General features: G+C 69.1%; 17 protein-coding genes. 14 read left to right on the forward strand and 3 right to left on the reverse strand.

From position 1 onward, the window contains the following. Nucleotides 1-7: 7 nt before the first annotated feature. From HUA75_RS44750 to HUA75_RS44765, 4 genes are all read left to right on the forward strand, one after another. On the forward strand, nucleotides 8-445 hold the full coding sequence (locus HUA75_RS44750) for a helix-turn-helix domain-containing protein (protein WP_174456196.1): 438 nt from the start codon (nucleotides 8-10) through the stop codon (nucleotides 443-445). Between the two features lie 145 nt (nucleotides 446-590). Continuing rightward, nucleotides 591-968: a response regulator gene (locus HUA75_RS44755; protein ID WP_141647791.1), complete on the forward strand. Its 378-nt coding sequence runs from the start codon at nucleotides 591-593 to the stop codon at nucleotides 966-968. Next, entirely contained in the window at nucleotides 965-3,520 is a 2,556-nt protein-coding gene (locus tag HUA75_RS44760; RefSeq protein WP_174489942.1) for a response regulator, read from the forward strand. The genes HUA75_RS44755 and HUA75_RS44760 overlap by 4 nt, the downstream gene beginning before the upstream one ends. After that, nucleotides 3,517-5,544 (forward strand): response regulator, encoded by a 2,028-nt coding sequence (locus tag HUA75_RS44765; RefSeq protein WP_174489943.1) that lies wholly within the window; start codon nucleotides 3,517-3,519, stop codon nucleotides 5,542-5,544. The genes HUA75_RS44760 and HUA75_RS44765 overlap by 4 nt, the downstream gene beginning before the upstream one ends. A 38-nt stretch (nucleotides 5,545-5,582) precedes the next feature. Here HUA75_RS44765 and HUA75_RS44770 read toward each other — a convergent pair whose 3' ends face one another. After that, nucleotides 5,583-6,962: a hypothetical protein gene (locus tag HUA75_RS44770; RefSeq protein ID WP_174489944.1), complete on the reverse strand. Its 1,380-nt coding sequence runs from the start codon at nucleotides 6,960-6,962 to the stop codon at nucleotides 5,583-5,585. A gap of 335 nt (nucleotides 6,963-7,297) precedes the next feature. Between HUA75_RS44770 and HUA75_RS44775 the strand changes: the two genes are divergently transcribed. Genes HUA75_RS44775 through HUA75_RS44785 form a run of 3 tightly spaced genes read left to right on the forward strand, consistent with a single transcriptional unit; the run spans nucleotide 7,298 to nucleotide 12,250 of the window. Continuing rightward, nucleotides 7,298-8,746 carry a hypothetical protein gene (locus HUA75_RS44775; protein WP_174489945.1) on the forward strand — a complete coding sequence of 483 codons (1,449 nt, stop codon included), beginning with the start codon at nucleotides 7,298-7,300 and terminating at the stop codon, nucleotides 8,744-8,746. Beyond that, nucleotides 8,736-10,910: a hypothetical protein gene (locus HUA75_RS44780; protein WP_174489963.1), complete on the forward strand. Its 2,175-nt coding sequence runs from the start codon at nucleotides 8,736-8,738 to the stop codon at nucleotides 10,908-10,910. Before HUA75_RS44775 ends, HUA75_RS44780 begins: the two co-directional genes overlap by 11 nt. Further along, entirely contained in the window at nucleotides 10,907-12,250 is a 1,344-nt protein-coding gene (locus HUA75_RS44785) for a hypothetical protein (protein WP_174489946.1), read from the forward strand. The genes HUA75_RS44780 and HUA75_RS44785 overlap by 4 nt, the downstream gene beginning before the upstream one ends. A 24-nt stretch (nucleotides 12,251-12,274) precedes the next feature. Here HUA75_RS44785 and HUA75_RS44790 read toward each other — a convergent pair whose 3' ends face one another. Further along, nucleotides 12,275-13,846 carry an LVIVD repeat-containing protein gene (locus HUA75_RS44790; protein ID WP_174464293.1) on the reverse strand — a complete coding sequence of 524 codons (1,572 nt, stop codon included), beginning with the start codon at nucleotides 13,844-13,846 and terminating at the stop codon, nucleotides 12,275-12,277. Between the two features lie 291 nt (nucleotides 13,847-14,137). Between HUA75_RS44790 and HUA75_RS44795 the strand changes: the two genes are divergently transcribed. From HUA75_RS44795 to HUA75_RS44805, 3 genes are all read left to right on the forward strand, one after another. After that, nucleotides 14,138-15,073 carry an NAD(P)/FAD-dependent oxidoreductase gene (locus tag HUA75_RS44795; RefSeq protein WP_174489947.1) on the forward strand — a complete coding sequence of 312 codons (936 nt, stop codon included), beginning with the start codon at nucleotides 14,138-14,140 and terminating at the stop codon, nucleotides 15,071-15,073. Between the two features lie 32 nt (nucleotides 15,074-15,105). Continuing rightward, nucleotides 15,106-15,990, forward strand: a complete 885-nt coding sequence (locus HUA75_RS44800) for an AraC family transcriptional regulator (RefSeq protein WP_174489948.1) — start codon at nucleotides 15,106-15,108, stop codon at nucleotides 15,988-15,990. Nucleotides 15,991-16,125: 135 nt separating this feature from the next. Beyond that, nucleotides 16,126-16,398, forward strand: a complete 273-nt coding sequence (locus HUA75_RS44805; protein WP_141647901.1) for a hypothetical protein — start codon at nucleotides 16,126-16,128, stop codon at nucleotides 16,396-16,398. 35 nt (nucleotides 16,399-16,433) lie between these two features. On the opposite strand, the gene HUA75_RS44810 is transcribed toward HUA75_RS44805, so the two are convergent. Further along, the gene (locus HUA75_RS44810; RefSeq protein ID WP_174489949.1) at nucleotides 16,434-17,339 is read right to left on the reverse strand and encodes a LysR family transcriptional regulator; all 906 of its coding nucleotides are present in this window, start codon (nucleotides 17,337-17,339) and stop codon (nucleotides 16,434-16,436) included. A 76-nt stretch (nucleotides 17,340-17,415) separates the two neighbouring features. Between HUA75_RS44810 and HUA75_RS44815 the strand changes: the two genes are divergently transcribed. From HUA75_RS44815 to HUA75_RS44830, 4 genes are all read left to right on the forward strand, one after another. Beyond that, complete coding sequence (locus HUA75_RS44815; protein WP_174489950.1) at nucleotides 17,416-19,659, forward strand: DPP IV N-terminal domain-containing protein; 2,244 nt, start codon at nucleotides 17,416-17,418, stop codon at nucleotides 19,657-19,659. A gap of 69 nt (nucleotides 19,660-19,728) precedes the next feature. Then, the gene (locus HUA75_RS44820) at nucleotides 19,729-20,487 is read left to right on the forward strand and encodes a hypothetical protein (protein WP_174489951.1); all 759 of its coding nucleotides are present in this window, start codon (nucleotides 19,729-19,731) and stop codon (nucleotides 20,485-20,487) included. Nucleotides 20,488-20,611: 124 nt separating this feature from the next. Continuing rightward, nucleotides 20,612-22,690: a M36 family metallopeptidase gene (locus tag HUA75_RS44825; protein WP_174489952.1), complete on the forward strand. Its 2,079-nt coding sequence runs from the start codon at nucleotides 20,612-20,614 to the stop codon at nucleotides 22,688-22,690. Nucleotides 22,691-22,846: 156 nt separating this feature from the next. Continuing rightward, nucleotides 22,847-24,280, forward strand: a complete 1,434-nt coding sequence (locus tag HUA75_RS44830) for a S28 family serine protease (RefSeq protein ID WP_174489953.1) — start codon at nucleotides 22,847-22,849, stop codon at nucleotides 24,278-24,280. Nucleotides 24,281-24,348 lie beyond the last annotated feature (68 nt).

Below are 24,348 nucleotides of genomic sequence, written 5' to 3' on the forward strand. Positions count from 1 at the left end.
GGCCATCATGCGTGAGCCCGTCGACCACAAGCTCGCGGCCATCCTGGGAGGAGCGGCTCGCGTCGCCCGCCTGCGATTGGGCCTGACCCAGAGCGACGTGGCCGAGCGCGTGGGCATGGCCATGGAGGTCTACAGTCGGCTGGAGCGGGGGCGAATGTTGCCCCGTACCCAAACGCTCAAGCGGCTGTGTGACGTCCTCCAGGTCTCCTCGGATACGCTGCTGGGTGTGGGGCGGGGCGGTGCCTCGCTCACGCCCGTGGCCTCCCGGAAGCCCGAGCGGGAGGACCCACTGGAGCTGCGCCGGATGACGCGCAAGCTGCGGGAGCTGGAGCCGTCTCAGCTCCGGGCGGTGTCGCGCGTGGTCAACGCCGTCGTCGCGGTGATGCCGCCCGTGGCGCCGGCGAAGCCCGTGCGCGCGGTGCGCCGCCGCAAGGCCACCGGCTAGGCAGCCGTCCACGGGGCTGGGAATGCGGTGGGGCCGGGTGTTGAATCCTGGTCGGGCCGTCATCCGTCAGGGCCTTGGACGGACGTCCAGTCCCCCGCACCCCTCACGTGCGGTACCACCGCCATTCATTCCAGGAGGCCCGCCCGTGACGACGCTGCGCAAGGTGATGCTGGTGGACGATGAGGAGGACATCCGCGCCATCGGCAAGCTGAGTCTGAGCCGGGTGGGGGGGTGGGACACGGTGCTGGCCGCGTCGGGGAACGAGGCGTTGACGAAGGCCGCGGCGGAGCAGCCCGACCTCATCCTGCTGGATGTGATGATGCCCGGCATGGATGGGCCCACCACGTTCAACAAGCTGCGCGAGCAGGACGCGACGTCGCGCACGCCCATCATCTTCATGACGGCGAAGGTGCAGAAGCAGGAGGTGGCCCGCTACCTGGAGCTGGGGGCGGTGGGGGTCATCGGCAAGCCGTTCGACCCGATGACGCTGCCCAAGGAGATTCGCAAGCTGGTGCCGGAATGAGGGGCTCCCGCCTGTCCAAGCGCTCGGTGGCGCTGGCGGTGGGGGCGCTGCTCACGCTGTGCGCCCTGTTCGTGGTGGGCCGTCCGTGGGGGATGGCGGAGAGCGACGGCTATCGCACGCGGCTGCAGCAGCTCCGTCTCGCCAGCGCGGAGCTGGAGCAGGACGTGCTGCGCGCGCGGTTGGGGCTGCCGGAGCTGCATGGCTCGGAGGGCTCCGCCTTCGAGGCGCTGAAGGCCCGCGCCGAGACGCTGCGCGACGTCCCATCCTTCCTCTCCGAGGAGGAGCGGCGGGTGATGGCGGCCTCGCTGGAGGCATACCTGCGCGCGCTGGAGGACAACCGGGCGCTGCTCGTGCGCTCGCGGCAGGCGCAGGCGAGGGGTGAGCGGCGCGAGGCGGACGTGGCGGTGCAGGCGTTGCTGGAGCGCTCCGCCAGCGCGCAGGCCGAGCGGCTGGTCACCACGTTCCTCCAACTGCATGAGCGGGCGCAGTTGAGCAACGAGCGCTCGCGTGTCGTCTTCTTCGCGGTGTCGCTGGTGCTGGGCGCGTACGTGGTGGTGGTGCTGGTGCGGCTGTCGCGCGCTTCCGGCGAGCTGGCCACGCTCAACGAAGTCCTGGAGAAGCGGGTGGAGGAGCGCGGCCAGGCGCTGCTGCTGGCGGGCGAGGAGCAGCGCACCACGGAGGCGCGCAAGGCGGCCATCCTGGAGGCGGCGCCGGACGGCATCCTGCTGGTGGACGAGGCGGGGCGGCTGTTGGAGTTGAACCCCACGGCGGAGCGCGTCTTCCGGCTGAAGGCGTCAGAGGCGGTGGGGCGGGACTTCCTGGCGCTGGCGCTGCCCGCGTCACTGCCGGCCGGCAAGCGCGAGGACGTGGCGGCGGCGCTGCGCGAGGCGTCGGGCAACGCCACGCGGTTGGAGTCGCCGTGCCTGCGCGCGGACGGGAGCATGTTCCCCGCGGAGCTGACGCTGGCGCGGGTGCCGGGAGAGGGCCCGGCGCGCTTCACCGCCTTCGTGCGCGACATCACCGAGCGCAAGGAGGTGGAGCGGATGAAGAACGAGTTCGTCTCCACGGTGAGCCACGAACTGCGCACGCCGCTGACGTCCATCCGGGGCTCGCTGGGGCTGTTGGAGGGCGGCATCGTCGGGGAGATGCCGGAGCAGGCGCTGGACATGGTGCGCATCGCCCGCTCCAACACCGAGCGCCTCATCCGCCTCATCAACGACATCCTGGACCTGGAGAAGATGGAGGCGGGCAAGCTGGAGTTGAAGCTGGCGCCGCTGGAGGGGCTGGAGCTGGTGGAGGCGACATTCAGCGGCCTGCGCGGCGTGGCGGACGCGGCGGGGGTGTCGCTGCGCGCGGTGGTGGAGGATGCGCCCCGGGTGAAGGGGGACAGGGACAGGCTCATCCAGGTGCTGACGAACCTGGTGTCCAACGCGGTGAAGTTCTCCCCGCGCGGGGCGGAGGTCGCGGTGCACGTGCGACTGGAGGCGCCAGGCCGGGTGCGCTTCAGCGTCGTGGACCGGGGGCCGGGCATCCCCGAGGTGCAGCGGGGGCAGTTGTTCGCGCGCTTCCATCAGCTCGACGGCTCGGACACTCGCTCCAAGGGCGGTACGGGGCTGGGGCTGGCCATCTCCCAGGCCATCGTGAACCAGCATGGCGGGAGCATCGAGGTGGAGAGCGCGCTCGGAACGGGCTCCATGTTCACCTTCACGCTGGACGCGGCGCGCTCGGTGTCGGGCTCGCATCCGGTGGTGGGCGCGTCGGTGAAGGACTCCTCCCGGTACAACGTGCTGGTGGCCACGGCGGACACGGAGTTGTCCGCGTTGTTGCGTGGGTTGCTGTCGCAAGAGGGTTACCGGGTGGTGCGGGCCGCGAGCCTCGCCGAGGCGGCGAAGGTGCTGGAGGAGACGCCTCCGGACGCGGTGGTGCTGGACACGCAGATGCCGGATGGGCAGGCGCTGGACTGGGTGCGGAGCCTGCGCGAGCAGCCGCGCACGCACGAGCTGCCGGTGCTGGCGGTGTCGGGACGCTCGGCGGAGGGCGAGGGGGTGGGGACGCCGCTGTGGGTGGACTGGATGTCGCAGCCCTTGGAGGAGTCGCGGCTGCTCAGCGCGCTGCGGCACGCGATGCGGCGGCCGGGGCAGGCGAGGGTGCTGGTGGTGGACGACGACGTGGCCACGCGGCGGGTGATTTGCGCGCGGCTGGAGCGGCTGGGGACGGTGCAGGTGTTCGAGGCGGCGGATGGGGAGAGCGCGGTGGCGTTGGCGCGCGAGACGCCGCCGGACCTCATCGTGTTGGACGTGGGGTTGCCGGGGCTGGACGGGTTCGAGGTGGTGGATATCTTGAGACAGGGGCGGGGGCGGGCCACGCCGCTCATCGTCTTCACGGGGCGGGATTTGTCGCGCGCGGACCAGCGGCAGTTGACGCTGGGGATTACGCGGCATCTGAGCAAGGCGCGCTCGTCGGAGGAGGAGCTGGTGGCCTCGGTGCGCGAGCTGCTTCATGAGCTGCTGTCCCACAAGGACGGCGGCCTGGAGAAAAGGGCTGTGTCATGAACGACGCCAAGACGCTCCTGTTCCTCGAGGACGACAAGGACTTGCAGACGCTGGTCTGCGCGTTCCTGCGGGAGAAGGGGTTCCGGGTGGAGTCGGCGCGCACGGCGGCGGAGGCGCGCACGTTGCTTGCGAAGATGCCGGTGGACGCGGCGATAGTTGACGGGTTGTTGCCGGGGGTGACGGGGGCGGACTTCATCCGGGAGCTGCGCAAGACGCAGCCGGACCTGCCGGTGTTGTTCGCCTCGGCGTTCTGGAAGGACTTGAAGAGCCACGAGCTGCTCACGCGGCAGTTGCGGGTGGCGCGCATCATCCACAAGCCCTACCGGCCGGAGGAGCTGTACCTCTGGGTGAATCAGCTCTTCACCAAGGCGTTGCCGCCCGCGCCGCCGGGGCTTCGGGCGTTGGCGGACGTGGACCTGGTGCGTGACGAGCTGGCGGCGAGCCTGGTGGCGTTGAATCAGGAGTACGGCTCGCGGCTGAAGGACAAGGTGGGGGGGCTGGAGGTGCTGCTGGGCGAGGCGCGGGTGGGGCGGCGGGAGGCGTTGGAGGAGGCGACGCTCGTCGTGCACAAGCTGCATGGGACGGCGGGCAGCTATGGGTTCACGGAGGTGAGCCTGTCGGCGGGGCGGCTGGAGGACGTGCTGCGGTCGGCGAAGGACGTCTCGCGGTTGGACTGGGGCGTGGTGGACGCGGCGTTCCGGGAGCTGGCGAGGACGGCGTCGGTGCCGGTGAAGTCCGCGCGCAAGGAGGGCCCCGCGGCGGTGTTGCCGACGGAGGGTGTGTTGTTGGTGGTGGACGAGGACGCGCGGGTGTTGGCGGAGGCGGAGCGGTTGGGGCGTGCGCACGTGGTGCGGGTGTTGCCGGCGCGGACGGCGAGTGAGGCGGTGGCGGTGGCTCGCAAGCAGTGGGTGGATGGGGTGCTCATCCACATGCATCTGGGTGGGGAGATGGGGGGCATCCAGGCGGCGCATCAATTGCGGTCGGTGGAGGGCCTGGGTTCATTGCCCCTGGGTTTCACGGAGACGGCGGGAGGGTTGGAGGACCGGGTGGCGGCGGCGCATGCGGGGGCGTCGTTGTTCCTGCCGAGGCCCTTCACGGCGCAGGACTTCGCGGCGGCGGCGGAGCGGATGGTGGCGGCGCGGCGGCCGGAGCGCGCGAGGGTGTTGGTGGTGGACGACGACCCGGAGGCGATTGCGGCGCTGGTGCACTCGCTGGCGAGCGAGCAGGTGGAAGTAGTGGGGTTGGGGGATGCGCACCAGTTGATGGAGGCGTTGGCGGAGCATCGGCCGGACCTGTTGTTGTTGGACGTTCAGATGCCGGGGCCGAGCGGGTTTGATTTGTGTCGCATCCTGCGGTCGACGCCGGCGTGGCAGGAGTTGCCGGTGTTGTTGATTACGGCGCACCTGGGGTTGGAGTTCCGGCTGGCGGCGTTCCAGGCGGGGGCGGACGACTACATCTCCAAGCCGGTGTTGAAGGAGGAGTTGAGGGCGAGGGTGCAGGCGCGGCTGGAGCGGGCGCGGCTGTCGCGGGAGCGGGCGGAGCGGGATGCGTTGACGGGGTTGTTGTTGAGGCGGCCGTTCATCGAGGGGCTGAGGGCGAGGCTGTCGGAGGCCCAGCGTCAGCAGCGCCCGTTGGCGTTGTGTTTCCTGGATGTGGACCACTTCAAGCGGGTGAATGACCGGTATGGGCACCTGGCGGGGGACAGGGTGCTGACGCGGCTGGGGCGGTTGTTGGGGGCGCGCTTCCGGAGGGAGGACGTGCGAGGGCGGTGGGGCGGGGAGGAGTTCGTGGTGGGGTTGTTGGGGGAGACGAAGGAGCGCGCGAAGGCGATTCTGTCGCGGACGCTGGCGGAGGTGGCGGAGATGACCTTCGACGGCGACGGGGGAGAGTCCTTCGGGATTACGGTGAGCGGAGGCATCGCCGAGGCGCCCGGAGACGGAGCGACGATGGAGGAGCTGCTGCGCGCGGCGGATGCGCGGCTGACCCGCGCGAAGGCGAACGGGCGCAACCGCATCGAGGTGTGAGCGGGGTGCCCGGGGCACCCGCGCTCAGGTCGCGACGTCTACTTCCACTTCCCGAAGGAGACGGCGCCCTTGAAGCTACTGACCACGGAGTCCTTCACGTCGCCGGCTGTGTCCTTGAGCTTGCCGCCGGTGATCGCCAAAGTGGTGCTCTCTCGGATGTCCACCATCCCATCCACTCCGCGCTCCTTCAGCTTCTTCGTCTCACTGACCACGTCATCGGCCTGTTCAATCAACGGTGACATGTCCCCCGGGTCGTTCCAGACAGAGACGGTTGCCTTTCCATTCTTCAAGGCCTGGATGACCTCCGGAGAGGCGTCCTTGATGTCCTTGTATCTCGTGATGAAGGACACCGGCCTCGGGGCATTGTCGGTGATGTGTTGTTGCATCGCCGCCGCGGTATCGCTCGTCAGCGCTCCGTCAGGAGCGTTGATGCCCATGGTGGCAGTGGGGAGCTTGTCGCCCAGGGCCTCCCGAATCCACCTCGCCTCGGTCGGGTTCACGCTGAACATCAACCGCTCGCCCGGGATGCCGGAGTCCACGACCTGCTTCACCATCTCCTTCACGGCGGCTTCCTTCTTTACCGGGTCATTCTTGAAGGCATCGAGCTTGACGTCTACCTTCACGCCCACCCCCAGTGCCTTTCCTTTCGCGAGCCATTCCTGAAAGGAGAGCTTGGGGCCGGATTCGTCATGGTTCATCTCCATGCCGCCGTCTTTCTTCGTCTGGAGATCCCCCTCGACCCAGTTCTTCCCCTCCTCCACGGCCTTGTTGAAGTCATGCTGCGTGTTCGTCGCGTGGGCGTTGTTGGCCTCGGAGAGCTTCTGGCCTGGTTTCCATTGCCCCTGATAGTCCAGCGGCTTGTGCTCCCTTTGGAGCTCCTTCGCGGCCTTGTCCTTACCGGACGCCTGAAGCTCGGTGACGGTCGCCCCGCCTAGCAAGACCGCGCCAATGGGGTTCTGGGTCTTCATGTCCTGCAGCACATCGTCGAACTGGTTGAGCTGACCGCTGTTGGGGAGGCCATCGGCCAGCGCCTTGCCCAGGGCCTGCTGCCCCTCCGGCCCCGCCCGCTCCGCCACCGCCGCCAGCGCGTTCAAGCTGTCGCGGGTGATGCCGTTCTTCTTGCTGTCATCCTTGTCCTTGCTGACCCGGACGCCCAGCTCCACTCCCACCTGCTGAAGCGTGGGCTGCGTCATGCGAATGAGCTCATTCACATACGCCGTGTCCAGCGCCGGTTGCGCCTGCACCAGCTCTTGCAACTTCGTCGTGGCCGCCTTCGCGCCTCCCGTGCGGTATGCGTCCGACACCTGCTGCGCATGCTGTTGCGCGAGCGGGGGGATATCCAGCGGGAGGATGTTGGGCCCCTTCCCTGGCGCGGTCACGAACTCGTCGCGCGTGGGCATCCCGGTCGGACCTTGCACGGGACCTGGCGGGGGTTCCTGTGGCGGAGGCGGGGCCGGGGGCTCGGTCTTCAGGGGCTGTGCGACCACGGGGGCCTGACGTCGAACGCTGTCGTACCAAGACATGGTGGGGGTTCTCCTGGGGGGACGTGGGGGATGGGCTCTCCAAGGGGAAGAGGCCCTCGCGGAGCAGGTGGCGCATTCCCGTCGCGTTTTTCTCTCCCGTGGCCGCCCCAGGCCCGGGAGCAGGACCTGGGCACACCACGGGCTCGTCCCTCGTGGCCCCAGCGTGTCGGACCGGGCTGGGAACCTCTGCCCTTCTCCATCCCCCGCCGGGGCGTTCATGGGAGGCGTCGATGTTCGCGCGTCGGAGTTGGGCCGTCGTGTTGCCGCTGCTGCTACCCGGGGTGGGGTGGGCCGAGGAGGAGGTCGCTCCTGGGCACTGGAAGCAAAGGGAAGCCGCCATCCGCGAACTGGAGCAGGCCCTGACGCCCGAGTCTTCCAGCGGGGGCGCGGAGGCTCAGCCCGAGGAGGAGTCCATGCCACCGCCCGCACCCGACTCGATATCGCGGTGGACGAACGCGCTGCGCATGGAGGCCACGACGTGGACCTTGCTCCCTCGAAGAGGTGCGGGCGGCGACGAAGGCTTCGTGCAGGTGGAGCCCGGGTTTGTCTTCGACAAGGGCGAGTCGTTTCGTCTCAACCTCGGAGCCCCGGTGCGGCTGCGGCTGTGGGGTGGCGGCGAAGGGGCGGGCATCGTGAGGAAGGAGGACTGGGACACGCTGTCCGATTGGGGCCAGGTGGTGCGCCTCTTCTCGGTGGGCGGTGACACACCCGACTCCGTGTGGGTGGGGATGCTGGAAGGCTACTCCCTGCTGTCGGGGCACCTGGTACGGCGCTACAGCAACCGAGCCAACCCCGACTATCACCCGGCCGGAGTGGTGGGGACGGGGACGCTGGGTCCGGTGTACGCGGAGGCTTTCGTTTCGGACCTGCTGGGCGCTCGTCTGATGGGTGCGGAAGTCGCCCTGGACCTGCAGCATGTCCTCTTCGGCCGCCCGCCTGTTTCCGGGCGCTACACGCTGGCGCTGTCGGCGGCGCATGACTGGGGGAAGGGGGGAGGCACCTCGAAACCCCTGACGCTGGCGCACCTGGACGGTACCGCCGTGGTGATGCGGCGTCGGAGCAGGGACTCGGGCCTGGAGCTGCACCTGCTGGGAGGTTGGGGCGGGCGTCCTGGTGAAGGCGGCGCGTGGGGCGCGGTGGCGGGCCTGGGAGTGGAGGCGGTGTCGCCGATGCTGGACGTGCGAGCGCGCCTGGAGGGACGCCTGCAGCGCGGAGGCTTTCGGCAGGGCGCCTTCGGCCCGGACCACGAGCTGGCGCGCTTCCAGGTGGCGGGCGCGTCCTCGGTGCCACTGGCGGAGGCGTCCTTTCCGAAGGGGGCTTCGGCCTACGGTGAGGTGATTCTCGGCTGGGATGCGGTGCGCCTGGATGGCCTGCGGCGGCGACACCTCTTTGTCTCCCTGGGCGTGGAAGCCTTCACCTGGGGCCGGGTGGATGTGGATGGGCGTGTGGAGACACACCTCTTCCACCAGGACTTGAGTCTGGGCGTGGGGGGACTGGCGACAGGCATGGGCCAGCCGGGCGCGCGCTACCTCGTCTCGGGGGAAGCCCGGTGGCGTTTTCTCGGAGGGCGGCTGTTCGCGGTGGGGCAGGGCGGCACGCTGCTGTTTCCTTCCCCGGAGGGGACGCTTCGGCCAGGGGCCTTCGCGGCCTTGGGAGTGGGGGTGGATGATGAGCGCTGAGCGGCTGCCGTGGGGCGGAGCCTGTCTGGCGCTGGCCCTGGTGCTCCTCACCTCGGGGTGTGCCTCGCGGCCCACTCGGGCTGATTCTGGAGCCACCCTTGAATCCCGCTCGGGTCGGGCGCGCATGTTGGCGCTGGGGAACAACGCCGTCGCGCCCGAGGACACCTCCGACCTCGCGGCCGAAGTCGGGCCGCTGCTGCATCGCCGTCGAGCTCCGTCAGCGACCCCGGGCGCGGGTCGCAACGGAGGTGAGACGGCGCCCTTGCCCATCGTCGACCTCATGGCCGCTTGCGGAGACGTGCCCTCTGGCTGGCCGCGCTTGTCCACGGATGAGGAAGTGCTGGCGCCCTTCCTGGAGTGCCTCACTCCAGCGGCCTTCCTGGCCTTCCAGCGCACGGTGGACATGCCCCGGCTGGTGGAGTCCCTCTCGGCCTGGAATGCCGTCCGGCTGGGCGCCCTGGGCCCGTTGGAAGCCGAAGCGGCCAGCGTCCTTCTCAAGAAGCGCGTCGTCTTCCTCTCCACCGCCGCCGAGAAGTACGGGCCAGGGCAGGCGGAAGTCCTTGCTCTCTTCGTCTTCCACACCACCTTCGACGATGAGGCGCGAGACGTGCTGCGCCTGCTGGCCGAGGACAGGCTGCTGAAGCGCGCCCTGAGGGGCATGGCGAGCGTCCATGCGGAGTTGTCGGCGAGGGGGCTCGACCCGGAGGACTTCCCGGAGAGGGGCTTCCTCGCCAGCGACCTCGCGCGAGGGTTGGGGAAGGCCACGGATGATGTCGCCTCCTCCATTCCCCTCGTGGGTGGAAGCCGAAGCGTGGAGGCCTCCTTGCCGCCTCGGCAGCTACCGCCCCCGTACCGTGCGGCGTACTGGGAGGTGGAGAAGGCGCAGTACCTGGGGGCCTTCGCACCGGGCAACGTGGCCTTGGCCTCGTTCGACCACCTCACCTTCGGCGTACCCCTGGGCTTCTACTTCCTGGCGGCCGGGAAGGTGCAAGGCGGGGTCTCCCTCTCGAAGGGCGAGTACGAGGAGGCCACGCGGCGGTTGGCGCCCGCGGCCCTCATGGTGGGCCTGTACTCCGGAGGAGCGGGTGCGCGCGCCTTCCGTGAAGCGGGTCTCGCCAGGAAGGAGAGGTCACGGCTCCAGGCGACAGTGCCGCGCGTAGAGGCGCTGAAGGCCGTGCTCGACAGGTTGGAGGCGCGGGCGGGGGCGGGCTCCGTGGCGGAGTTGGCTCGCCACTTCCAGCAGAGTCGGGAGGCGGCGCTCCTGGTGGCGGAGTGGGGTGAGGCCGGCGCGCTGGCCCTTCACGAAGCACGCGGCAATCTGGCTCGAGCGCAGGCCACGTTGGCGATGCGGCATGGCGAGCCTCCGAGCGGCACGTCAACGAAGGGCGGAGCAGGGAAGAGCGGTGGCAGGCCCTCGCCTCCACCCGAGTCGGCCGGCATCCCCGCGGAGGTGGCCGAGGCGAAGTTCCGGCAGGTGGAGGCCGAGGCTGGGGGCGCCCGGCTATCGACGGATGTGGCTGCCCTGAAGAAGCATCGCGAGGCGCTCCTGAGAACCGCGCCTCCTGGCGCCGACGTGCATCCGCTCTGGCTCGATTACCTGTCCTACCTGGAGAAGAGGGCCGCGGAAATCGAGCAGGGCATCGCCTCCAGGGGACCGCTGCCGTGGTCCAGCTACCAGCTTGTACGCGAGCGGTATGCCCGGGGCCTGGCCTTCGAGAGGGACATGGTCGTCATCCTGGTGGCGGATGCGGCCCTGCCACGGGCGCAGCGGCGATGGCTCGGGGACTTCGAGAAGCCTCGCATCGAAACGCACGTGGGTGTCGCGAAGGCGGACCTGCGCTTCGTGGATGTCCTCGTCATCGAAGAGGGGCCCGCTGGTGGCCCGACGGCCCGCGTGGAGACGTTCAGCTTCAAGAGCCGTGAGTTTCTTGGCCTTGATGGGGATGCTCTCGCTGCTCAAGTGGTTGAGGACGCAAGAGCCGCACTGAGGTATTACGGCGAGACGTTGAACATACGGAGGCCTGGGCTCGAACAGACTGTGCAAATCAAGAGGGTCCGTCTGATTTACGAAAAGACCTCGAAGCCATTGAATTCTGATGCCCTTGACCGTGCCGTGAATAGAGCTGAGACCAGGGCAAAGGGAGTGGAGGTGCTGTTTCAATGAAGGCAATGAGTTCGCTCGAGCCGAAAGTTGGCGATAGCCTGCGATTCCTGCTGGATGGGGCACTTGGCCATCGGGTCGAGTCGGACAGCGAACTCACGCCCTTCCTCGAGGCGCTGGAGGCTCACGCTGAAGGCTGGATGCCGGAGGTCGTGAAGGGGTCGAAACGGCGAAAATACTCGCGCGCTTCCATCAAGAAGGCATTGGAGGAGCGGCGCGATGAGCATGGAATATCCGTCGCATTCTACCGTGCACAGCCCTCAGTCGAGTTGACGCTCGACCTCGATCTCCCTCCATCAGCAACTCAGTTGAGCTGTAGCCTGAGTGTTCAGCCACTCTCGCTGTTTTCAGAGCGGGGGCGGTGTCTCAGGTTTGTAGAGATGGTCAGGACCCTGGCTGCGCACTATCTCGTGGACTACGCCATGGCCCATGGCCTGGCGGATCGGCAGCTCGCGGGGGCTCCCTACTTCGGTCGTGATGGAAGGATCTCGCGCAAGGATGGGTTTGACACGATTTATGAGGTATTCTGGCTGAATGTCTTTGGACCGAAGCTGGTGGAGATGGTGGGTCGCGAGCGGATGCTCTCGACTCCCGCGCACCTCGTGGAGGAGCTGCCCAACGGCTCCGTCCTCCTGGTGCTGTGGCCCACCGCCGCCGATTTCGCCAGTGAGGAAGCGCGGGTCGTCCAGGCCCGCGCCCATGTCCACCTGCGGCCGGACCTCGACTTCGACACGGTGCTGAGCACGCTGAGAGAGCGCAGTGCCGCATTCGTACCCGTCGAGCCTCGCTTCCACCCTGATGTGGCGCCGTTCCTCGCGCGGTTGCCAGATGAGTTCTCCATCGGCGAGCGGCAACGGAAGATCGCCGAACTCAACGCCTTCCGGCCTCCATCGCCGGAGGAGTGGCTCCCAGCCGCCCTTCCCTCGGACGTGGAAAATCCGGAGCGTGTCCTCGCTGACTACGGAGTCCTGTCCGAAGGACTCGTGGCGGCGCTCCACACCCAGGTGCCGTCCATCATGGACGAGACGCCCGAGTCTCTCACGGACCTGGACTTCTACTTCTGGAGGGAGAATTTCCCCGAGCGGTACACGCGCGAACTCATCGACGCGCACACCGCACCGACGCTAGGGGCCTACCTGGGTGAAGTGCTGGTGCGGCGATTGGGTGGAACGTGGGTGCCGCGACAGAAGAGGGAAGAGTCCCAGGTGCGCGTGGGCCATCGCGTGTGGCTGCCCTTCCTCCGCGCCCGCCGGTACATGCAGTCCCGCCAGTCGCTGCTGGACTACTCGCTCACGCAGCTTTTTAAAGATGCAGCCAAGGGAAACGCTGGCGAGAACGCATGACTCCGCGTTCGTGGACGCTACATCTCACTGTGGCGGCTCGGTCAGCACCAGCAATCCACGGGACGTATCCACGACATACACATAGCCATCTCCGGGCACCTGGAGCCCCGTGGCGCCCTCTTCTAGCGCGTCCCCGCGTCCCGGGTCCGTCTCTCTGAAGCTGTTGAAGTACGCCACCTCGCGCGGCTGTGTGGGATTGCTCACGTCCAGCACGCGCAGCCCCTCCTGGTGATACGTCACGTACAGCCGCGAGCCGCGCAGCTCCAGCGCCCGCGGTGACACGACTCCGCGCAAGCCATACTCGCCAATCTTCACGATGTTGCGCGGCTCGCTGACATCCAGCGCGCGCAGCCGCGCCCCCACGCCCAGGCTGCTCTCGAACGCCACGATGCGCCCGCCGAACGTGCCCACCGCGCTCGCGCGGCTGTTCGCATACGGGTACGTGTACCGCCCCAACAACTGGACCCCTCCGCCCGAGCGCGCGTCGACCACCTGCAGCCCGTCACGCAGATGGTTCACATAGAGGCGGCCCTCGTAGCTCACCGGGCCTCGCGACGAGGGGTTCTCCGCGATGCGTGAGCCGGAGACGATGTGCTGGAGCAGCCGGGGCTCGGAGGGCGTGGAGATGTCGAACATCAGCGTGCCCGCGGAGGGCTCCGTCCCCACCGCGTACAACCTGTCCCCGTCCACGCTCACCAGCCCGACGCTGACAGGCTTCTCCGGCACCCTGCGCACGAACACCGGCGCGGAGGGCTGGGAGATATCGAGCACCACCACGCCCGAGCTCGCGCTCGCGACATAGAGCACCCCGCCCTTGAACGTCGCGCCCCGCCAGTCCGAGTCCTCCGGAAGGCTCATCCGCGCCACGCGCACCGGCGCCTCGGGTTGGCTCACGTCGAAGACGGTGAGCCCCCCACGCTGTCCCTCCCGCTTCTGAGAGACGACATAGGCATGCTCACCGATGACTTGCACGTCCACGGGCATGCCCAGGTCCACCCAGCGCTCGGAGACCAGCTTCAGCCCGCCGGAGACCTCGTGCTCTCCCTTGAAGCGCGCCACGCGCTCGGCGCGGAAGGTCCCCGACTCCACTAACACGCCATCGCGACACCGCGAGAAGCAGCCTGTCAGCGCGCGCGGGCCCACCGCGTTGCAGCCCGCGAAGGTGAACAGTCCGTCCGGGGACTGGCTGGAGACGAGGAACGTCCGCGCGTCCCACACTCCGGCCACGGCGGTCGCTCCGAGGACCTGCTCGGGGACGCCCGTGGAGCTCAGCTTGAAGCCTCCGCCGAAAGGGGCCGCCCGGGCCGCCTGAGTGCCCCGCGCGTCGAAGCGCAGTTCGCTGCGGTACACCCCCTCGCGCTCCAGGGCCTCCAGCGAGCGACGTTTGCAGCCGGACAAGTCGAACGACTCCAGGCTGCCACAGGCCGCGTCGGCACCCTCCAGCACGTGACAGACGGACAAGGGGCCTGAGTCCATCCAGTCGCCCCGCTCCTCGAGCGGTGTGTAGCGTCCGTCCCACGGAGCGTCCTCCAAAGAGGAACAGCCGGACGCAGCGCAGGCGAGCAGGACCGTCAACGCGAGACGCGCGGGCTGCATCGCATACCTCCTGGGTGGGGAGCCGCACTCCGGCCTTGAGGCTCCTGACTCGCAGTGTAGGAACGCTGCTTCCCCTTCGGGAAGCCGACCCTTCGCACTTTTGGTCAACGGCGCACGTCCCGTGGCATGTGCCGACTGTTCCCACCTGCTCAAAGGGCGCCATACCTGGCCGGTCGTCCTCGTCGAGCGTCCGCCTGCTCGCCCGGGTCCGCTGCCCCCACCCGCCGATGCGCCGATTCCGCCCGAAGCCCCGCTCTCCCGCGAGGAATCGCCGGCGTTTAGTTCTTCACCATGAACGACATTCTCGCGAAGGACGTGGTGATTGTGGGCGGCGGCCCCGCGGGCCTGAGCGCCGCGCTGGTGCTGGGCCGTGGCCGCAAGAAGGTACTGCTGTGCGACGCGGGTTCGCCCCGCAACGCGGCGGCCGAGCACATCCAGGGCTTCGTCACCCGCGACGGCACGCCCCCCCGGGAGTTCCGCGCCATCGGCCGGGAGCAGTTGCGTCCCTACGAGGTCGACATTCGCGACGTGCGGGTGAGCGGCATCGAGCGCCTGGGTGACGCGCGCTTCCGCGTGACGCTGGAGGGCGGAGTCGTCGTGGAGTCCCGCCGCGTGCTGCTGGCCACGGGCATGGTGGACGTGCTGCCGGACCTGCCGGGCTACCGCGAGCTGTGGGGCAAGGCCGTCTTCCAGTGTCCCTACTGCCACGGCTGGGAAATCCAGGACAAGGCCTGGGGCGTGTTCGCGGGCCCCGAGGCGGAGCTGTACCTGGACTTCGCCTTCTTCCTGAAGGGCTGGTCGGCGGACGTCACGCTGTACACCCTGGGTGGCTTCCAGGTGTCGGCCGAGCGGCGCGCGCAGCTTCAGCGGGCCGAGGTGCGACTGGTGGAGGGCCCGGTGCGGCGCCTCATCGCGTCCGCGGATGGGAACGCGCTGGAGGCGGTGGAGCTGGAGGACGGGACGCGCGTGCGGCAGGAGTACATCTTCACCCGACCGCCGCAGCGGCATGTGGCGCTGGTGGAGGGGCTGGGGCTCGCGCTGGACGAAATGGGCTTCGTGAAGGTGGACCCGATGCAGCAGACCTCCGTGCCCGGCATCTCCGCGGCGGGAGACCTCACCACGCGCTTGCAGGGCGCGCTGATAGCGGCGGCGGCCGGTGCGCAGTCCGCCTACGTGATGAACCACCAGCTCAACATGGAGGCGCTGGGCGCGGGCCACGCGAAGTGACGCCGGGTCGAGCCCCGCGCTACGAAGGCCCCATGGCCCCCGCATCCATCGAAGGACACAGCCACGCGTGGCCCGCAATCCAACGGGACTTCGAGGAGAAGCGGCGTCTCACCTGGGTAGGCCCGCAGCGGCCCCTGACCGCGCAGCACTCGCGGGCCCACTCCACGGTGCACTCGTACGCCGTGGTGATGCTGGTGCTGCGCGGGGAGACGAAGGTGCGGCACGCGGGCGACCTGGTGCTGCGCGCTGGGGACGTGCACCTCATTCCGCCCGGAGACGCGCATGGCCGCGAGCACTCGGATGCGGAGTGCATGGGGCTCGGCTTCTATCCGGAGGCGCTGTCCTCGGACGCGGAGGAGCGCGCGTCACGGCTGGGGCCGCTGCTGCGCGTGCGCGGCGGCTGTCACCCGGTGCTGCGGCCCACGCCCGTGCAGCGTCGGCGCCTGTTGCGGTGGATGCGGCTGATGGAAGAAGAGCAGACGCGACAGGAGCGGGGCAGTGACGAGGCCAGCCTCTCGCTGCTCCGGCTGGTGCTGGTGGAGCTGGAGCGGATGGCGTTCCCCGACGTCGTGCCGGAGTCCTCCTCGATGGGCCTGAGTCGCCGGGCCCTGACGTACATCGAGACCCACTGCCTGGAGCCGCTGTCGCTCGCGAAGGTGGCGCGGGAGCTGGGGCGCTCGGCGCCGCACGTCGCCGCCGTGGTGCGGCAGGAGACGGGGCGCTCGGTGGGGGAGTGGATTCTCGAGTGCAGGATGGCCGAGGCGCGCAGCCGCCTGCGTCACACGGACGAGCGGGTGGACATCGTCGCGGACCGTGTGGGCTATGCGGACGTCACACACTTCATCCGCCTCTTTCGCCGCGTGCATGGTGTGACACCTGCCGCATGGAGGAGGCGAATGGAGGCAGGAGTGCGCTGAACGGGTGTTCTGTATTTTGTTGCCCGTTTGAATTGACAGGAAACTGTCATCTCGGTAGTTCGTGCGCATGCCGACGCCGATGAGGGAATCGTCGGGAGCGAGCCGCTTCAGGCCCGCTCCCCGAGGCGCATTGTCGTGCCCACGCTTCAACGGGATGGGGGATTCGTGGTGGCGGTGCAGTGGACGGTGCCGCTGATGGCGACGCGAGCGAGACGAAGCAGACGGGGTGGCGAGGTGCGTCCGCTCTGGCGAGGGCCGCGCGAGGTGTCGACACCGCCGGAAGCAGGAGGAGCGCCACCGTTGCTCTGTCCCTTCTGGTTCAACCTGGGGCCGCAGGTGGCGGCGAACGACTCGGAGCCACCCGCGAGCACGAAGGCGCGACGGAGCAAGAAGCCCACACCGTCCTGAGCGGGGAGTCACGGCCGCAGGGCCCAAACCCCGCTTCAGTCCGAGGCGCCCCTCCCCGAGCGGGACACCGCTTCATGCGCGAGGACGCGGAAGTGCTGAGCGGCGGGTGAGGGCCGAGGCCCGGGGAAGGCCACCACCAGCTCCGCGTGGCCGGGAGCGCCGCTCAGGGGGCGGAACACGACGCCCTTGGGGCACAGGGCCTGGGAGGACGCGGGAGCGATGGTCAGTCCCAGCCCCGCCTCCACCATGCCGACGACGGAGGGCCACGAGCTGGCTTCCTGGAGGATGTTCGGAGAGAAGCCCGCGGCCAGGCACATGCTCGTCACCAGGTCATGCATGCCGGGCGCGGAGTGGCGGGGGAACAGCACGAAGGGTTCGCTCGCCAGCGAGGACAGCGCGATGACTTGCTGACGGGCGCGAGGGTGCCGTGCCGGCAGCGCGAGCACGAAGCGCTCCCGGAGCAGGCGCTCGACGGTGAGCCCCTCGTGACGGAAGGGCGCCCGGATGATGGCGATGTCCAGCTCCCCGGAGGTGAGCGCGGCGCCGACGTTCAGGGTCGCGCTGTCATCCAGCTCCAACTTCACTTTCGGGAAGCGCGTGCGGAAGCGCAGCACGATGTCCGGCAGGACGCCGAAGGCCGACGACGCGGCGAAGCCGACGCGCAGCGTGCCCGTCTCTCCGCTTGCCGCCTGCTGCACGGAGTGGATGACATCCCCCCGTCGGGTCAGCAGCGCTCGCGCCTCCTCCAGCAGTCGAGCCCCAGCGGCGGTGAGGGCCACGCGGCGGCTGGTGCGCGTGAGCAGCTCGACTCCCAGCTCGGTCTCCAGCCGGCGAATCTGCTGACTGAACGGCGGCTGGGCCATGCCGATGCGCGCGGCGGCGCGTCCGAAGTGCAGCTCCTCCGCCACCGCGACGAAGAGCTGGAGCTGACGGAATTCCATATCGAGACGTTAACCGTCTCAATGCGCCTCGAAAGATATATTGGTGGTGAAGAATGCCGTTTCCTACCATCGGTGCATGCGATTCCCCTGCGTTCCCCTGGGTCTGCTGCTCACGGCGTTGACGGGGGCTCCCGTCCTGGCGCTCGACGGTGAGTCACCTTCCGCCGTCGCTTCCGGGTCCACGCCGGATGCGAAGGTCCAGGCGAAGCTGGACCTGGCGAACCAGTTCAACCGTCGGGTGGAACTCCTGCGCGACAGCCTCGTCCCGCCCAGGTGGATGCGAGACCAAGACCGCCTGGTCTTCTGGTCCCGCGAGGGGAAGGACGGCGGGACGTGGGTGCTGGCGCACGCGAAGACGGGGGAGCTGAAGCCGCTCCTGTCGGGTGAGCAACTGCGCGAGCAGCTCTCGGCGTTGCTGGGCAAGCCCGTCACGGCGCCTCGCTTCTTCGACGTCGCGCTCGCTCCAGATGAGCAGGGCATTGTCTTCCGGCTGGAGGGGAAGACCTTCGGCCTGGGGCTGACGGGAGGCCGCGTCACGTTGCTGTCGCCGGAGGACCGGGCCGCGCTGACGCTGTCTCCGGACCACTTCCTCGCGCCGCGCGGAGGAGCGCTCGCGGTGCAGCGCAAGGGCGGCTTCGCGGTGCTGGGCGCGGACGGTGCCACCGTGGTGGAGCGCGCGGGAGAGGAGCGCCTGGACTGGCGGATTCCGGAGCGCCCCTGGTCGCCGGATGGACGCTTCCTGGTGGTGTGGCGCGACGACCTGCGCGCCGTGCATCAGGTGCCCGTGGTGGACTACTCGGACGCGCTGGAGAAGGTGACGACGGTGCCGTACGCGAAGACGGGGACGCCGCTGCCGCGCTCGGAGCTGCACGTCGTGGAGGTGGCCACGGGCCGCGTGACGCGCATTCCTCCCGTGGAGGGCGAGACGTATGACTTTTTCGCGGGCTGGAACCCCGAGGGCACGGAGGCGCTGTGCCTCCACCTCTCTCGTGACGCGAAGCGCCTGGACCTCACCGCGGTGACACCGGGGACGGGACAGCGTCGGCACGTGCTGCGCGAGGAGCGTCCGGAGACCTTCGTCGCCGGCCTGGACTTCGCGGTGGGCGGCTGGGCGAAGCAGGTGACGGCGCTGCCGGGAGGACGTGGCTACCTCTGGATGTCGGAGCGCGATGGCTGGCGACATGTGTATGCGTATGACCGCGCGGGGAAGCTCCTGCGGCAGCTCACGCGCGGCGCCTTTCCCGTGCACGAAGTGGTGGGCGTGGCGCCACAGGGGGATACCCTCTACGTGCTGGCCTCGGCCGAAAGCGGCGCGCCGTACGAGCAGCTCTTCTACCGGGGCAGCCTGAAGGGCGGCGCATTGAAGCGGCTGTCCTCGGGCTCGGGGATGCACCGAATCACGCTGTCGCCCTCGGGCCAGCACTACGTGGACGCGTGGTCCTCCCGCGCGCAGCCCCGGCTGCGGGAGCTGGTATCCATGGAGGGCGGCAAGCGCGTGCGCCTCACCACGGCGGACGCGAGTGAAATCGAGGCCCTCGGTGACGTGCGCCCGGAGCCGTTCATCGTCAAGGCCGCCGACGGCGTCACGCCCCTGCACGGCGTGCTCTACAAGCCGCGCGACTTCGACCCCGCGAAGCGCTACCCGGTGCTCGCCTATATCTACGGCGGCCCGTTCTTCAATCTTTTGCCATGGAGCTACATCGGAAACTCGATGTCGTTGACCGCCAGCGGCCTGGCGCAGCTCGGCTTCGTCACGGTGCTGGTGGACCCTCGCGGAGGACCTGGGCGGAGCAAGGCCTTCCAGGACGCGAACTATGGCCGCGTGGGCCAGACGGAGATTCCCGACTACGTGACGGGCTTGAAGCAGGCCGCGTCCACGCGTCCGTGGATGGACCTGGAGCGGGTGGGCCTCTATGGCCACTCCTGGGGCGGCTACTTCGCGCTGCGCGGCATGCTGACGGCACCGGACTTCTTCAAGGCGGGGTATGCCGCGGCACCGGGGGCGCTGACGGAAGAGGCCATCATCAACGAGCCCTACCTCAACCTGCCGAGCGCCAATCCCCAGGGCTACGCGGTGGGTGACAACCTCCCGCTCGCGGGCAAGCTGAAGGGCCACCTGCGGCTGATGCACGGCACCAGCGATGTGAACGCCACGCTCTCCGTGACGATGCGGATGGCGGACGCGCTCATCCGGGCGGGCAAGCACTTCGAGCTGCTCATCATGCCCGGCGAGCCGCACTCCCCGCAGGGGGCCGCGGGTCGCTACTACCAGGACGACGTGGGCCTGTTCTTCCTCCGGACCCTGGGCGCGCCCCGGTGACGCCTACTTTTGCCCACTTGAGCGCATGTCGTCGCCCCAGGTGTCGGCGGAGCGACTAGACTCCGGACCGTGGCCAGACCCCGTCCGAAATGTCTGAACTGTGGCGCCCCCTTCCTCAAGGCGGTGGAGCGCGAGCCTCTCTGCACCCATTGCGGCGCGGAGAGGACCAAACCCACCGGCATTCCCCTTCAGCCAGGGTGGAAGGAAGTCCCCTCCGCGCAGCAGGAGGCGGCCAAACGGAATCACGCCGCGATGGTCGTGGCGGGCATCTTCTCGGTCTTCATGTTGCTCGGCGGGGTGGGCGTGGCGTTCCTGGTGTATGCGACGGAGCCCATTCCCGCGCGCGTGACGGAGCGGCCCAGGCCGCCGCCTCCCACTATCACCCCGCCCCCCATTCCGCGGCCTCCGGAGCCCCCGCCCATCGTGACGCAGCCCCCGCTGCCGCCCATGGTGGAGAAGCCCATCAAGCGCCCGCCGCTGCCCAAGACGAATGAGGCGTGGGGCGCGGTCATGCTGAGCAAGCACCTGCGCGACTACGACTACTGCGGCAGGGAGGCCATCCTCCGCGACGGCGGCATCCCCCGGATTTTCCGGCTGCGGGCGCGGTTCGACGCAAACGGGGAGGGCGTCAAGGGGAAGGTGACCCCCATCACCTCGGTGAAGATGTTGGATGCCTGCATCACGAACCGCACCAAGTACATCTACCTGGGCAAGCCGCCGGAGAAGCGCGAGTTCGCCGTGGAGATGACACTGTCCTTCGCGCACCTCCGCCCCAAGGGCAAACCCGAGACGCGTGATGACCAATGGAGCGACCTCAGCGGCGATTGAGCCGTAGCGCGCGCTCGGAAGTCGATGGTCTCGCCCGGTCCCCCTGTTGAGTCAGGTCGACGGGCCGTGTCCTTGTTCCGCGTGACGCCCCATCCCGGGGTGGTCCGTGACGCAGGAGCACGACATGTCCCCAAGACACGCCCGACGCTGCCTCTTCCACGCGGTAGCTCTCACGGGGGCGCTGCTGTCCCCCCTCGCCCTGGCCGTGGTGCCGGAGCCCCAGGGAGAGCGGCACCACGACGCGCGCCTCTCCTACAACGCCCGGACGCGCTTCACCTTCGCGCCGACGCAGCAGGCGGCGGAAGCGGCGCTGCGCCAGTCCGTGCCGGAGCTGCGCGTGGAGGTGGATGCGTCCAACGGGCGGGTGCGCTCGCTCATCAACCTGGTGGGCGCGCTCTCGGGTCCCGCGAGCGGAGACGCGCTGGCGGTGGGCCTGGACTTCGTCCAACGACATCGCGAGGCCCTGGGCCTGGAGCTGTCCGACCTGGCCAACCTGGAGGTGACCGACCGCGTCTACTCACGCCTCAGTGGTGCCACGCATTTGTATCTGCGACAGCGATACCGGGACCTGCCCGTCTACAACGCGCAGCTCCAGGTCAACGTGGACCGGGAAGGGCGCGTGCTCGCGGTGCACAGCGACTTCCAGCCCGCGCTGGAGTCCACGCTCTCCAGCGTGGAGCCTCGGATTGGCGCGGCCGACGCGGTGGCGAGCGCGGCGCGGCACCTGGGCCTCCAGGGATTCGCGGCGCCCCGCGAGCTGAAGGCCGAGCCCGGTCCCACGCGGCGCACTCGCGTGGAGGCGCGGGGGCTGTCGAGCGAGCCCATCGACGCGTCGCTGGCGGTGCTGCCGCTGCGTCGTGGAGAGTCGCGTCTGGTCTGGCGCTTCCAGGTCCACACGCTGGATGCCCGGCACGCCTTTGACTTGACGGTGGACGCGGGCACGGGCGAGGTCTGGACGCGCTTCGACTGGGTGGCGGGGGATTCGTACCGCGTGTACCCGAGGCCCGCCGAGAGCCCGCACCACGTCACGCCGGTTCCTCCCGCGGATGGGCGCACGCTCGTCACCAACCCCGCCCACTCGCTGGCCTCGCCCTTCGGCTGGCATGACACCAACGGAGTCACGGGCGCCGAGTTCCTCGCCCCCCGCGGCAACAACGTCCACGCCTACGAGGACCGGGACAACAATGGTCAGCCGCCCGCGAGCGACCCGAACTGCGGCGCCGGGCTGGCGTGCGACTTCGCCATCAACCTGACGGGCGCGCCGAGCACGTCCTTCGCCGCCGCGGTCGCCAACCTCTTCTACTGGAACAACCTCGTCCACGACGTGCAGTACCAGTACGGCTTCGACGAGCTGGCCGGCAACTTCCAGGTCAACAACTACGCCCGAGGCGGGCTCGGCAATGACGACGTGCGCGCCGAGGCGCAGGACAGTGGTGGCGTCGACAACGCCAACTTCCTCACGCCTCCGGATGGCTTCCGCCCGCGCATGCAGATGTACCTCTGGACGGCGCCCACGCCGGACAAGGATGGCGACCTGGACAGCGGCGTCATCGTCCACGAGTACGGCCACGGCATCTCCAACCGCCTCGTCGGCGGCCCCAGCAACGTGTCGTGCCTGACCAACCGGCAGCAGCCGGGCGAGGGCCTCAGCGACTTCCTGGCGCTCGTCTACACCGCGCGCGCGTCGGACACCGGCCCGCAGGGACGTGGCATCGGGACGTACGTGCTGAACCAGGCCATCACCGGCCCGGGCCTTCGCACCCAGCGCTACAGCACGTCCGCGCTCGTCAACACCTGGACCTTCGAGAGCATCAACACGATGACCGTCCCGCACGGCGTGGGCTCCGTGTTCGCCCAGGCGCTGTGGGAGGTGTACTGGGCGCTGGTGACGCAGTGGGGCTTCAGCACGGACCTCTACGACGCCACGGGCAACGCGGGGAACCAGCGCATGCTGCTGTACTTCACCGAGGGCCTGAAGCGCACCGCCTGCAACCCCACCTTCCTCCAGACACGCGACGGCATCATCAGCGCCGCCACCACCCTGCATGGTGGGGAAGACGTCTGCCGGATGTGGAACGCGTTCGCCGCCATCGGCCTGGGCTCCAACGCGACGAATGCCGTCGACTCCGCCAGGAATGGCTTCGCCGTGCCCCCCTCGTGCGGCCTCATCCTGGGCCGTCCGGAGACGCCACCCACCCCGTAGCCACGCCGTCCCGCCGGAGGACCTCTCCCGAGGTCCTTCGGTGCTCCACACCCGGAGTGTATTTTCATGGGTAGCCTATAATTCTCGAATTGTGAGAATGTCCGGGCTGGTTCCTGACTGAACCCGAGTGACGTTGTTCATCGAGAGGAGCGGGACATGTGGGGAGTGACGTATCGGTTTCGAGGCGTGGTGGGGGCGCTGGCGGTATCGCTGCTGGCGGCCTGTGGCGACACGTCGGAGGCGGGACGCGAGGGCGCGCCTTCGGGAGAGACGCTGTCGGAGGCGCGAGCCATCGACGACGACATCCGCGCGCGGCTGGAGGCGCTCCCGGGCGTCACGATTCTGGGGGACGAGCAGATTGATGACTTTCGCTTCTTCACGCTCGACTTCGAGCAACCCGCGGACCACCGCCATCCGGAGGGTGAGAAGTTCCTTCAGCGCATGACGCTGTTCCACCGCTCGGTGACGGCGCCGATGGTCATCGACACGGAGGGCGCGGAAATCTTCGCGGAGCCCATCGCCGCGGAGCCGGTGGACCTCTTGAAGGGCAACCAGGTGACGGTGGAGCACCGCTTCTACGGCACCTCGACGCCGGCCTCGCGTGACTGGAAGCTCCTGGACGTCTGGCAGTCCGCGGCGGACGCGCACCGCGTGGTGGAGGTCTTCAAGACGATTTACGGCGCGCGCTGGCTGTCCACGGGGGTGTTCCGGGGCGGCACGGCGGCCCTCCTGCACCGCTACTTCTATCCGAACGACGTGGAGGCAACGATTCCCTACGCGGAGCGGCACAGCCTGGGGTTGCAGGATGTCCGCACGCCGCACTTCCTGGCCACCGTGGGCGACGCGACGTGCCGCGACAGGTTGAAGGCGGTGCAGCGGGCGGCGCTGGAGCGGCGCGAGGAGCTGACGCCGCTGCTGGCGGCGCAGGTGGAGTGGGGCTTCACCTTCGAGACGCTGGGCGTGGACAAGGCGTTTGAGTTCAGCGTGGTGCGGCTGCCGTTCAACTTCTGGGAGTACATGGGGCTGGCGCCGTACGACTGCGACACGATTCCGGAGCCCACGGTGTCGGCCGAGGAGCTGTTCGCCTTCGTGGACCTGGTGGCGGGCCCCGCGTACACCTTCTCAGACCAGTCGCTGTACAGCGCGATTGAGCCGGAGAGCTACCAGTGCGCCACGGAGCTGGGCGCGCCGCTGTTCCCGGAGTTGGAGCTGCGTCCGCTGCTGCGCTACCCGGGCGGGCAGGTGCCCACGGCGCTGCCGCCCGCGGGCGTGGTGAAGGTCTACAACCCGGTGCCGCTGCTCAAGCTGGAGCTGTGGACGCGGCTGCATGCCCGGCGCGTGCTCATCGTCGACGGCGCGCTGAGCCCGTGGAGTGCCTCGGCCTTCGGCGTGAGCTCCAGGAATGACTCGTACCGCATCGTGGACCCGGCGGGCATCGGCTTCTACGGGACGCTGACCGCGCTGCCCGAGCCGCAGCGCACCTTCTACTTCGAGCGGCTGGCCGAGTGGGCGGATGCGCCGGTGCACGTGCCCGCTGTCACCGCGGGCAAGCTGAGCCGGAGCTACGAGAAGCTGCTGCGTCGTCGGTAGTCGTCGCGCCGGCTGAAGGACCCGAGGGGCACCTGTCCACATGGCGTGCTCCCTCGGGTGGAGTGCCC

Source organism: Myxococcus sp. CA040A (assembly GCF_013336725.1).
GTDB lineage: Bacteria > Myxococcota > Myxococcia > Myxococcales > Myxococcaceae > Myxococcus > Myxococcus llanfairpwllgwyngyllgogerychwyrndrobwllllantysiliogogogochensis.